Source organism: Enterococcus hermanniensis (assembly GCF_001885945.1).
GTDB classification, from domain to species: Bacteria; Bacillota; Bacilli; order Lactobacillales; family Enterococcaceae; genus Enterococcus_A; species Enterococcus_A hermanniensis.
Genome location: NZ_JXKQ01000001.1, coordinates 208,800 through 221,288, shown reverse-complemented (window position 1 = coordinate 221,288; position 12,489 = coordinate 208,800). Strand labels below are relative to the sequence as shown.

At 38.7% G+C, this 12,489-nt stretch carries 11 protein-coding genes; 9 read left to right on the top strand and 2 right to left on the bottom strand.

Annotation, left to right across the window (positions count from 1 at the left end):
* Positions 1–108 precede the first annotated feature (108 nt).
* Positions 109–636: a prevent-host-death protein gene (locus RV04_RS01105; RefSeq protein ID WP_071856629.1), complete on the top strand. Its 528-nt coding sequence runs from the start codon at positions 109–111 to the stop codon at positions 634–636.
* A 133-nt stretch (positions 637–769) separates the two neighbouring features.
* Positions 770–1,891: a DNA polymerase IV gene (gene dinB / locus RV04_RS01100; RefSeq protein WP_071856628.1), complete on the top strand. Its 1,122-nt coding sequence runs from the start codon at positions 770–772 to the stop codon at positions 1,889–1,891.
* Here the strand turns inward: dinB and nrdG are convergent.
* Positions 1,883–2,485: an anaerobic ribonucleoside-triphosphate reductase activating protein gene (gene nrdG, locus RV04_RS01095; RefSeq protein ID WP_071856627.1), complete on the bottom strand. Its 603-nt coding sequence runs from the start codon at positions 2,483–2,485 to the stop codon at positions 1,883–1,885. The genes dinB and nrdG overlap by 9 nt on opposite strands.
* A 61-nt stretch (positions 2,486–2,546) precedes the next feature.
* Positions 2,547–4,745, bottom strand: coding sequence for an anaerobic ribonucleoside-triphosphate reductase (nrdD, locus tag RV04_RS01090; RefSeq protein ID WP_071856626.1), 2,199 nt, complete (start codon positions 4,743–4,745; stop codon positions 2,547–2,549).
* 290 nt (positions 4,746–5,035) lie between these two features.
* Here nrdD and RV04_RS01085 point away from each other — a divergent pair, with 290 nt between their 5' ends.
* From RV04_RS01085 to dltD, 7 genes are all read left to right on the top strand, one after another.
* Positions 5,036–5,803, top strand: coding sequence for an ABC transporter ATP-binding protein (locus RV04_RS01085; RefSeq protein ID WP_071856625.1), 768 nt, complete (start codon positions 5,036–5,038; stop codon positions 5,801–5,803).
* Complete coding sequence (locus RV04_RS01080) at positions 5,793–7,805, top strand: FtsX-like permease family protein (RefSeq protein ID WP_071856624.1); 2,013 nt, start codon at positions 5,793–5,795, stop codon at positions 7,803–7,805. Before RV04_RS01085 ends, RV04_RS01080 begins: the two co-directional genes overlap by 11 nt.
* A 196-nt stretch (positions 7,806–8,001) precedes the next feature.
* Complete coding sequence (locus RV04_RS01075; RefSeq protein ID WP_071856623.1) at positions 8,002–8,151, top strand: teichoic acid D-Ala incorporation-associated protein DltX; 150 nt, start codon at positions 8,002–8,004, stop codon at positions 8,149–8,151.
* Positions 8,152–8,187: 36 nt separating this feature from the next.
* Positions 8,188–9,699: a D-alanine--poly(phosphoribitol) ligase subunit DltA gene (dltA, locus tag RV04_RS01070; RefSeq protein ID WP_071856622.1), complete on the top strand. Its 1,512-nt coding sequence runs from the start codon at positions 8,188–8,190 to the stop codon at positions 9,697–9,699.
* Positions 9,699–10,919 carry a D-alanyl-lipoteichoic acid biosynthesis protein DltB gene (gene dltB / locus RV04_RS01065; RefSeq protein ID WP_071856621.1) on the top strand — a complete coding sequence of 407 codons (1,221 nt, stop codon included), beginning with the start codon at positions 9,699–9,701 and terminating at the stop codon, positions 10,917–10,919. The genes dltA and dltB overlap by 1 nt, the downstream gene beginning before the upstream one ends.
* Before the next feature lie 45 nt (positions 10,920–10,964).
* A complete protein-coding gene (dltC, locus tag RV04_RS01060; protein ID WP_071856620.1) occupies positions 10,965–11,198 on the top strand; it encodes a D-alanine--poly(phosphoribitol) ligase subunit DltC in 234 nt (77 codons plus the stop codon).
* Positions 11,198–12,466, top strand: coding sequence for a D-alanyl-lipoteichoic acid biosynthesis protein DltD (dltD, locus tag RV04_RS01055; protein ID WP_071856619.1), 1,269 nt, complete (start codon positions 11,198–11,200; stop codon positions 12,464–12,466). The genes dltC and dltD overlap by 1 nt, the downstream gene beginning before the upstream one ends.
* Positions 12,467–12,489: the final 23 nt, after the last annotated feature.

Below are 12,489 nucleotides of genomic sequence, written 5' to 3'. Positions count from 1 at the left end.
TGGAAATTTTCAATCAGGCTTAAGAAAAAGCAAAACTAGAGCGATGAAAAGAGCCACTCAGAGTGGATCGCGATAAAAGTTGTCATAGAAAATCAGGGGGAGAGCAAAGTGGGGTTACGAAAATTAGATGTTCCGACATCTTCGATCACTGAAGTAAAAAAATCACCAATGGACGTTTTTGCCCAAGCTCGGAAAGCCGAGACAGGTGTTTATATTTTTAATCGTGAAAAAATTGCCGGCGTGATGTTGACGAAAGAACAGTATGAAGCATTGGTTGAAGAGTTGGACACATTGCGTGACACGCTTTATCAACCTGTTGAACGAGAATTGCCAGTGCCAGAGGAATTGGAAGAATTAGCCACAGCCTTGCGATCATCATTAGCTAAAGGCTCTGTGATCTCTGCGCGCTTTTTAGATGAGCGGATGGTAGCGAATGGCTTTATCACAAAAAAAACCGGTTTCGGTGGGGTAACAGAATTGATGAAGGAGCTAGAAGATAGCGGGAAAATTATTTATCAATTACGTCGTCGGGAACATAACAAAGTGATTTATGCGGAGATTTTTGGTGAATCTCAAGAGTCGCAACATGCACCAGATAAATTAATGATCCGTAAAGTGAATTTAGTGGAAAGATAGACAGTGAGCGCTGTCTATTTTTTTATTGGAAAAAGAACCCTTAAAAAAGCGTTATTAATTATCAGAAGGTTTGTCTCTGAACAAACGTTCGTTTATAATGGGAGGAGCAATTAAGAACAAAGAGGTGAGTTGTTTGGCTGAATTAGTCTTTCCATTAAAAAATGATACATCGCGAAAGATTATCCATATCGATATGGATGCTTTTTTTGCATCAGTCGAAGAACGAGATGATCCTGAATTAGCAAAACATCCTTTAGTGATTGCTCGCCATCCATCTGATACTGGTGGTAAAGGGGTGGTGACAACGGCTAACTATAAAGCTCGGGTTTACGGAATTCATTCAGCGATGAGTGCGCAAAAAGCATATGAGCTTTGTCCACAGGCAATTTTCAAACCAGGCGATCACGAAAAATACCGTGCAGTATCGCAACAAGTCCGTGAGATCTTTCATCGCTATACGGACGTCATTGAACCCGTCTCCATTGATGAAGCGTATCTCGATGTTACGAATAATAAAATTGCTGCCCGTTCGGCGATCAAAGTAGCTCGTAAGATCCAACAAGATATTTGGCAAGAACTGCATTTAACTTGTTCTGCGGGTGTCAGCTACAATAAATTTTTGGCTAAATTGGCTTCTGATTATCAAAAACCTCGAGGAATGACAGTGATCTCACCAGAAGAAGCCGTTTCTTTTTTGAAACGGTTGCCGATTGAACAATTTCACGGTGTTGGGAAGAAGACTGTTCCAAAGATGAATGAATTAGGTGTCTTTACTGGTGCTGACCTTTATGATAAAAGTGAAATGTTTTTGATTCAAGAATTTGGTAAGATGGGCTATTCATTGTATCGAAAAGTTCGGGGAATCCATGATTCACCGGTCAGTATCACTCGTGAACGAAAATCTGTCGGTAAAGAGCATACATATGGCCGTCCCTTAGCAACTGAAGAGGAAGTGTTGAGTCAGCTGCGGCAATTGGCTGAAAAGGTTGAAGAAGCTTTAAAACGAGTGCAGCGTCACGGAAAAACAGTGGTCGTAAAGATCCGTTATACTGATTATACAACGGTCACGAAACGTGTGACCTTGCCTTATTACATAGCAAAAAAAGAAGAGTTATTTTTACACGCCCGTTCGATTTGGGAAGATATCGGTGGCATCGAAAAAGGGATCCGATTAGTCGGTATTACGTTGACTAATCTAGATCCCATTGCGTATGAAAATATAGTATTACCTTTGTGGGAAGGGCGATCAAATTAGATCGCTCTTTTTGATTTGTTCAAAAGCTTTTTCGGAGTCGTGTAATTTTTCCCAAATAACGACTTTTCCTTGTGCTAAAGATTTTTTAACATCGATGATCCGTTGATTTGAACTACCACGGAATTGTAGCATCAGATTTTTTTTACTGATATCAAAGCGGCCGTCGACTAAAATATCGATCTTACTCAACATTTCTAATTTATCCTCACTGTCTTGCAAAAGCTCTTCGAAGGTATAACCGCTCCACGACCAAATATCTTTGCTTTGGCCAAATTCGGCGCGGATTCGATTGATGACTTTTAAGCAGACTTGAGTATTCAAGAAAGGTTCACCACCGAGTAGCGTGATGCCTTGAACGTAGTCGTGTGCGGTATCTGCAATGATTTGGTCTTCTAACTCTTGAGTAAATGGTTTTCCATAATGAAAATTTTGAGCCGCAACATTAAAACAGCCTTCGCAAGCAAAGGGACAGCCGCTGACATATAAACTATTTCGAACGCCTTCACCATCGACAAAGTTAAAGGCTTTATAATCAGCGATATATTGCAAACTTAAGTCGCTGGCTAGCCATTCTTTCGGTTTTGGATTACGCATGTGATCACCTTTCAAGTAAAACAGGGAGCAGCGAAAGAGCCGTCCCTGTCAGGAATAATTTTTATTGTTGTTTCATATGTTTAACACGAGCAGAGATTTCTTGATGACGTCCGTGAACCATTGGACGTGCTTGTGGATTGCCTAAGTAACCACAGGTCCGTTTAACGACATCACAAGTTTTGGGATCATGATTGCCACATTCTGGACATTCAAAACCACGTTCAGTTGGTTTGAAATCACCTTCAAAACCACATGCATAACAATGATCGATTGGTGTATTTGTTCCTAAGTAGCCGATTCGATCGTAGCCGTAATCCCAAACAGCTTCTAAAGATTTTGGATTTTGTTGTAGCACTGGATATTCACAGTAATGGATAAACCCACCAGAACAATAATTAGGATAATCTTTTTCGAAATCTAATTTTTCAAATGGTGTTGGATTTTTTCGAACATCATAATGGAAGCTATTCGTGTAATATTCTTTGTCGGTAATATTTTCCACGATTCCAAAACGTTCTGTGTCTAAACGACAGAAACGGTCGGTCAAGCTTTCACTTGGTGTTGAATAAACACTGAAGTGATAGCCATATTCATTACCCCAATCATCAGTGTGAGCTTTTAAATCTTCCATGATTTTCAAAGTAAAGGCTTTTGCTTCAGGGTTATTTTCCCATTCGCCGCCGTAAAAGACACTAGCGACTTCATAAAGTCCGATATAACCTAATGAAACAGTTGCGCGTTTGTTTTTGAATAAGTCATTGACTGAATCTGTCCGTTTCAAACGTTTGCCAAAAGCGCCATATTGATAAAGGATTGGTGCATTCGCTGGTGTTGCTTCTTTACAACGATCTACTCGGAAAACTAAAGCATCTTTAGCGATTTGCAAACGTTCTTCTAATAACGTCCAAAATTTATCTTTGTCGCCAGCTGATTCCATTGCGATACGAGGTAAGTTCAGTGTCACCACACCTAGATTCATTCGACCGACATTTACTTCTTGGCCATTTTCATCTTTCCAGCCTTGAAGGAATGAACGACAGCCCATAGGGACTTTGAAACTACCGGTTAATTCAACTAATTTGTCGTAATTCAAGATATCAGGATACATCCGTTTTGTGGCACATTCTAAAGCTAATTGTTTAATATCATAGTTTGGATCAGTTGGTTCTAGGTTTGTACCGCGGCGCAGAGTAAAAATCAATTTAGGGAAAATCGCGGTCCGTTTTTCGATTCCTAATCCTTCGATCCGAATTTGTAGAATTGCTTTTTGGATTTCGCGTTCAAACCAATCTGTTCCTAAACCAAAGCCTAGTGAGGTGAAAGGTGTTTGACCGTTTGAGGTAAACAATGTATTGATTTCGTATTCTAAACTTTGCATCGCATCATAGATATCTTTGCGAGTTTTTTGTTTTGCAAAGGCTTCTTGTTTTTCAGTACCTTCGATCCATTCTTGCGCGTCTTTCAAATGTTTTTGATAGTTTAAGCGCGCAAAGGGAGCAAGCAATTCATCTGTTCGGTCAGAAGAACAGCCACCATATTGACTAGAAGCCACATTCGCAATGATTTGTGAGATTTGGGCAGTGGCTGTTTGGATTGATTTAGGACTTTCAACATCAGCATTGCCGATTTTGAATCCATCTGTCAGCATGCCTTTAAAGTCGATCAAGCAGCAATTCGTCATTGGTGTATATGGATGGTAATCCAAATCATGGTAATGGATATCGCCTTTTTGATGGGCATTTGCTACATGTGGAGGCAACATTTTTAAACCGATCGATTTGCCAACGATTCCAGCAGTTAAATCACGTTGTGTATTGAAGACGTCACTATCTTTGTTGGCATTTTCGTTTACAACTGATTGGTCTTTATTGATTAATTTACCGATCGTGAAATTGATATCTGTCGCTTTACTCCGTTGGAAATCACGGTGCGTCCGATAATTGATATATTCTTCGGCTAATTCATATTCATTATGTTCAAGTAAGATATGTTCCACGATATTTTGGATTTCATAAATTTTGATATCATTTGTAAAGCGTTCAGAAATCTCAGCATCGACCCGTTCGACGATTGATTGGATGCGCTCATTGGCTAAAGGATCTACAGATTTCTTAGTTTTTGTTTCCGCTTTGATCAAGGCATCATAAATTTTTTGATCATCAAATGACACATGGCGACCGTCCCGTTTGACTACTTTGATTTTTTTTAGCGACGGTTGAAACTCGTTTGTTAGCGAGTCTTTTGTATGAATTTCCATCATATCTATTCACTCCAATTCGGTTATTTCAATTATTAATAATATCACAATGAAACGAGATATAGTAGCTTTTTTGTTAAAATAAAATCAGAAGACACTATATATTGTGCCTTCTGATAACGTAAGTTGTATTAAGTAGGATAGTATCAAGCTTTGGAAAAAATAAAATAACTTAAAGGTTTCTGTTTTCGAGTGATAAAAACGTAAGGCGTTATTTAGTCGTTTCACTCAAGAAACCAACCTAAATATGATACCATAAAAGAAAAAAATTAGATGTTAAAAAGAGGTAACAAATGAAAAAAATTATTGAAGTCCAACATCTTACTAAAAGTTATGGCATGCGTAATAATAAAGTCAATGTCTTGAATGATTTGAATTTTTCAGTTGAAAAAGGTGAATTTGTGGGCATCATGGGACCTAGTGGTGCGGGTAAGACGACTTTAATGAATATTTTGTCCACGATATTATTGCCAACGATGGGCTCAGTCAAAATTGCTGGATCAGATATCACACAAATGCGCGAAAATAAATTAACCGATTTTCGACGAGAGCATCTAGGATTTATTTTTCAAGAATTCAATTTGATCGATAGTTTAACGGTTCGTGACAATATCATCTTACCGTTGACCGTTAGTAAATTATCCAATGAAGAAATCATGCAGCGGGTGGTGCGCTTGACGAGTATTTTAAAAATCGATCATATTTTGCATCGCTATCCCGAAGAGATCTCAGTCGGACAGCAACAACGAACAGCCGCTGCGCGAGCATTGATCAGTCAGCCACAAATTTTATTTGCGGATGAGCCGACGGGTTCTTTGGATTCAAAATCAGCAACAGAGTTTTTGAATTATTTGGATGAAGTCAATCTGCATGAAGAGACGACCGTTTTGATGGTAACACATGATCCGTATACTGCCAGTTATTGCAATCGGGTTCTATTTATCAAGGACGGCCGTTTCTTTTCTGAAATCGTTCGTCGATCATCACGCAAAGATTTTTTTGAAAAAGTGATCGATATGCAAGCCACGATCGGTGGAGGAGGGAAAGCCAATGCTGATTAAATTGATTTGGCGTGGCTTTAAAAAGCAACTTTCTAATTATTTAGTTTTTTTCTTCAGTTTAATTTTTGCAGTTATGGTCTATTATTCTTTTACGGCTATGACTTATGAACAACCGCTGATCCGCAGTGCGGGCAAAAACACGCAATTGGTTGCAATGCTGGGTCTGGGCGGATTTGTTGTCGTATTGATTTTATTGTTTTTTATGACCAATACAAATCGTTTTTTTATTGAAAATCGGCGCAAAGACATCAGTATCTTCCATTTATATGGTCTGAGTTATTATCAGATCTGCTTGTGGTTTATTTTGGAAATTCTTTTTATTGGTATTTTTTCATTTGTGATCGGGATCAGTCTGGGTGTCTTGCTATCAAAATTATTTAGTATGATCTTAGTCAAAGCGATGGATCTGCCGCTTCAGGTCCATTTCTTTTTCTCTACCGATGCAATCGTTTCGACAAGTTTAGTGGTAGCTTTTATTTTATTGGTCGTGTCTCTTCAAGTTTTATGGTTAGTATCTAGATATAAATTTTCTCAGCTTAAAAAAATACAGTTGCGAAAAATCAAGGCGATGACACTTTCTACCAGTCAAAAGATCCTAGCTGTCATAGGTGTTTTACTCCTAGCTATCGGTTGGGGTTTAGCGGTTTTTTATCTCTATTTTTCTCGCCAATGGAGTGATCGTTTCGGCTTGTTCCAAGGTAATTTTTTATTGATGTTACTTATATTTATGATTTGTGTGGTGGGTAGCTACTTATTCTTCGCGGATACGCTTCGCTGGTATAACGCCTATCGCCCCAAACGATTGACCAAAAATCTAAGAATACTGTCACGCAGTGAGTGGCAATTACGTTTGTCTAGTGAATGGCGTTTTTTAGGTTCGATCACTGTAGCACTCGGTTTAGCTTTGACCTTATTAGGCCTGATGATTGCGATTAGTTCACTAGTAATGCGCTCGGTTCACGAAAGTACTCCCGCTTCCCTGATTGTGACCAGTGAAAGCTTCAAAAAAATCGAGCCAGAACTAAAAGCAGGGTTTCCTTATACCAAAGCAACGGTGACACTAAAAGCAGTTCCTGCTAAACAAGATGTCCGAATCTCGGGTGAAGAAACCATGACACAGCCAGAAGTGATGGACATGGTCTCATTGACTGATTATCGTGCCTTTCAAAAAATGAATGATACGTTAGGAAATATCCAATTAAAGGCAACGGATGCAACAATCATCTTGAGTTCGTATCAGCGTTTTTTAAATGAGTACACTCAATATGACAAAGTCATCAATCTTAAGCAGCGAAAATTATTTGTTCAAGAGATGCGGCCAAACTTTTTTGGCGATACGAGCATGCGTTATGGAACTGGAATGATCGTTGTCTCAGATAAAGTTTTCGCAGAGACACAAGGAGTAGCTTATAAAATAGAAGTGATCGATGTGGCTAGAAGAGATGAAAATGCACTGAATCGAATCGTGAAAAAAAATCTTAAGGGTGATTGGGATCATCCAATTCATCATGATCTAAGTTGGAAAAATGGTCAGATCGTGGGGGAGATCAAAACAGGTGATGACACGGAAAATAAGGAATCAACCATTTACCGCTCAGAGTATGCCTCGCATCTGGAAACCTATCGCCAAGCACGGAGTACGCAAGGCCTGATTTTGTTTGTTGTGACCTTCGTGACCACGATGTTCATCATTGCTACTGCAAGTATGTTGATGATGCGCCAATTATCTGACTTCAAACAAAAACGGAAACAATATTTATTGTTGCAACAATTGGGCATTCCAGAAAAAAATATCCATCAAGAAATCAATCGTGAAAATCGATATGCCTTTTTTATTCCTGCGCTATTAGCGTTGGTCCATAGCATTTTAGCTATCTCAGTGATCGCTCACATCGCGCAAAATGCCAATTATGGTTTTGTTTATTTATTTTGTGGCCTGATGTTAGCTGTTTATGGCTTGTTCTATTGGATCACGTGCATGTATCAGAAAAAATTTCTATAAATATCTTTATTTATCGTGAAAAAATAGCTGTTGATCGGTCACTTCCAAGAAGTTGTTGGAAGTGACCGATTATTTTTGTTTCAAGGATGTGACAAAAGTGTTCGTTCGGAAGCGTTTTATGTAAGTAGAATCGGTGGTAGATTATTTTCAGCTCTTTATAATAATTATCGAAAGCAGAAAAAGAAAGGGCGATTGGATGAAAGAGTTTTTTAATCGGCCGACGACTCGTTATTGGTTCAGTTTTATTGGAAAGACGATTTTTTACTTTGCTGTCCTTCTGATTCTAGTCTATTTGTACCATTACAAGAGTATCCAAGGCGGTAATTTTATTTATAACGAATTTTAATCAAGCGAGTTTTCTTGCAACGAACGGAGGTTAGTTATGCAAAATATTATTCAAACCATTGACCAATGGGCGATCGATCAACCCAAAGCGATAGCTTATCAATCTGAAAAAGAAAGCTTTAGTTATCAGACGCTGCAGCAGTGGTCGGATCATATCGCGTACTATCTACAACAAACAATTGAACCAAACCAACCGATTGTAGTTTATGGCGAATTAGAATTTGAGATGATCGCAAGTTTCTTAGGTGCAGCGAAAAGTGGTCATGCGTATATTCCGATTGAATCGAATACACCGTTAGATCGGATTGAATTGATTTTAGCCGTCGCTCAGCCAGCACTGATCTTAAGTGTTTTGCCATGGCCGGAGGAAATCAAATCAGATATCCCAGTAGTGACACCAACACAATTACGAGCGCTGTTTACTACCCAACCAAAAGAAGTAACGCTCACTCCAGTCACGGAAGATGAGACCTTTTATATTATTTTTACTTCAGGAACGACAGGTGTGCCGAAGGGCGTACAGATCAGTCACCAAAATCTTTTGAGCTTTACTCAGTGGGATTTAGCCGATTTTGAGATTCAATCCGGGATGCGTTTCTTATCGCAAGCACCTTATTCGTTTGATCTTTCAGTCATGAGCATTTATCCCGCTCTTTGTAGCGGGGGCACATTGATTCCGATGGAAAAAGAAATCATCAATGATTTTAAACAATTGTTCCATTTCTTACCGCAATTGGATTTGGAAGTATGGGTTTCGACGCCGTCATTCATGGATATCTGTTTAATGGAGAAGACCTTTGATGGGGAACATGTGCCATCGCTTAAAATTTTTCAATTTTGCGGTGAAGAACTAACGCGTAAAACCGCTGAAGAATTATTACGCCGTTTCCCACAAGCAAAAGTCTTCAATACCTATGGTCCAACGGAAGCCACTGTAGCAATGACAAAAATCGAAGTGACTGCTGAAGTATTAGCTGAATGTGACCGTATCCCAATCGGTTATATCAAAAAAGATACCGAAGTGTTGATTTATGAGGAGGATCAAGTCGTACCTGTAGGTAGAACTGGCGAAATCATTATCAAAGGTCCCAGCGTATCGAAAGGCTATCTACATAATCCTGAAAAAACTGCAGCAGCCTTTTTCACCATTGATGGTGTTCCGGCTTATCGTACAGGTGACGCCGGTCGCTTAACGGAAGAGGGTTTACTTCTTTATGAAGGACGGATCGACTTTCAAGTGAAACTACATGGCTTTCGAATTGAGTTAGAAGACATTGATCATCATTTAGAAAATGTTTCGTATGTGAAGCAAGCGACCGTAGTGCCTAAATATCAAGAGCACAAAGTTCAGCAGTTAGTCGCGTATGTAGTAGTAGAAAACCACGGCTTCGAAAAAGCCTATCAATTGACTAAAGCAATTAAAGCAGAACTAGCTGAAGGAGTCATGGATTATATGATTCCGCAAAAGTTTGTGTACGTCGAACAATTGCCACGAACAGCAAATGGAAAAATTGATCGGAAACGTTTGATCAGTGAGGTGAATAACTAATGTTTATTCCTCACATGATTCCATATGCGTCACCGACCTACTTTATAATTTTATTTATCGCTTTGGCACCTTTGGTTTTAAGTTTATTGTTTCGAGGCAAACGCATCAATTGGTATCAATCTCTGATCACCTTGTTTTTCTTATATATCTCTTTTGGTGGAAGTGACTATCGGCAAGGGTTAGCATTGATTGGGTATGTAATTTTCCAAAGTGTCCTCGTTTGGAGTTACCAGCGGTATCGTAAAAAAACGAATCAAGCCGGCGTATTCTATGGAGCTGTCTTTTTAAGTATCGTTCCGTTGATCTTTGTAAAAGTAACACCGTTTATGAATGGTCAAAATTCAATTTTGGGGTTCTTAGGAATTTCGTATCTCACGTTTAAGTCCGTTCAGATCATTATGGAAATGCGCGATGGGATGATCAAAGAATACAGTCCGTTGAATTACATCAAATTCTTGCTATTCTTTCCAACGATTTCATCCGGTCCCATTGATCGGTATCGTCGTTTTGAAAAAGATTTGAATGAACCGCCGATGAAAGAAAAGTACGTGGATCTATTAGGCTCAGCTGTCCATGATATTTTTCTTGGTTTCTTATACAAATTCATTATCGGATACTATTTTGGTCAAGTCTTGTTACCGATTGTGGACCGACATGCCTTACAACATGGTGGATTATCGTGGAGTTTGGTAGGGTACATGTATGTTTACAGCATGTATTTGTTCTTTGATTTTGCGGGTTACAGCCTATTCGCAGTCGGAACCAGTAAATTGATGGGCTACGAAACCCCACCGAATTTCAATAAACCATTCTTGTCATGGAATATCAAAGAATTCTGGAATCGTTGGCACATGACGCTATCTTTTTGGTTCCGTGATTATATCTATATGCGTTTGATGTTTACATTGATCAAAAAGAAAACCTTCAAAAGCCGAATCGTCGCCTCGAATGTTGGCTACTTTGCCTTGTTCTTATTGATGGGCGTTTGGCATGGCTTGACTTGGTACTATATCGTTTATGGTATTTACCATGCCACGTTGATCTGCTTGACGGACGCTTGGCTGCGATTCAAAAAGAAACACAAGCAACAACTACCATCCAATAAATTTACAAAAGCCTTCGCGATTTTCTTAACATTCAACGCTGTTTGTTTGAGCTTTTTGATTTTCTCAGGTTTTCTAGATAAATTATGGTTTCACAATATATTTTTCATGAAATAACTACCTAAAAAATAAAAAACGATAAAATGAAATGGAGCGAGTAAAATGGAAGAAACAATTTTTAGTATTTTAGAAGATATCACTGGAACGGATGAAGTGAGAGACAATCCAGAAGTAGACTTATTCGAAGAAGGTTTGATGGATTCACTAGCTACTGTTCAATTATTAGTAGAAATCGAAGGACAATTAGGTGTTCAAGTTCCCGTATCAGAGTTTGACCGCGCACAATGGAACACACCAGCTAAAATTATTGAACAAGTGAAAGCATTACAAGATTAATGAAAAAGAAACTCTTCGGTATCTTTGGGCCGGTTCTTTTGTCAGCGGTCCTATTGGTTCTTCTGTTTTTTTCACCATTCAAAATTAACAGCAGTGATCCGAAGTTGATCAAAGCTGCATCAAGCTCGATGGCGGGAAATGTACTGCGAGGAAACAATATTACAAAAGAAGCCTTAAGTACCGATAAATATGTTCCGTTTTTTGGCTCATCTGAATTGAGTCGGATCAGTCCATTCCATCCATCAGTTTTAGCAGAGAAATATGACCGTGGCTATACACCTTTTTTGATGGGCGCCCCCGGTACTCAATCGTTAACCCAATTTATGATGATGCAATCTTTAGGTGATGAATTAAAAGATCGTAAAGCAGCCTTTATTATTTCACCCCAATGGTTTGTCAAAGAAGGGATCAAACGTGATTACTTTGATGCCTACTATTCCCCAGAACAAACGCTGAATTGGTTGATGCATTTGAAAAAAGTCGATGACAGCGACCAATATCTAGCGCAACGTTTGACTCACTATGGAGTGATAAGAAAAGATGAACGCCTAGAACGTATGTTGACTGCCGTTATGAAAGGTCAACTACCAAGTAAAACCGATATCACATATAGCAAATTAAAACTAAACATGTTAGAACGCGAAGATGAATTGTTCAGCACGATTGGTATGATCAGTAAGCAAGACTTAATCGATCAAAATGTCAAAGCTCTACCTGCGAACTATGACCATGATGAACTTGATAGTCTTGCCAACCAATTAGGTGAACGGGCGACTCGAGGAAATGAATTCGGTATCCAAAAGCAATTTTATAAAAAACGGATTGAACCAAATTTGAGTAATTTGGCCGATTCACAAAAAAAATGGGACTATCGATACTCTCCAGAATTCTCTGATTTCCAATTGGCTTTGAATCAATTGGCTAAAGAGCATTCAGATTGTCTCTTTATCATTCCTCCTGTGAATGGTCGATGGTCTCAATACACCGGTCTTTCCGATGAAATGCTGCAACAATTTGCTAATAAAATCAAATATCAATTAACGTCACAAGGCTTTACGAACATCGCTGATTATACGAGCCAACAAAATGAACCTTACTTTATGCAAGATACGATTCATTTAGGTTGGAAAGGTTGGCTGACTGCCGATAAAAAGATCGAACCCTTCTTAAAAAATCGTGGTGCAACTAAAAAAGTCTATACTATCAATAACCATTATTTTTTGAGTAAAGAATGGCAAGAAGAAAAACCAGAAAATGTGATGAAATAAGCATATCAGCAAAAAAACTCTTT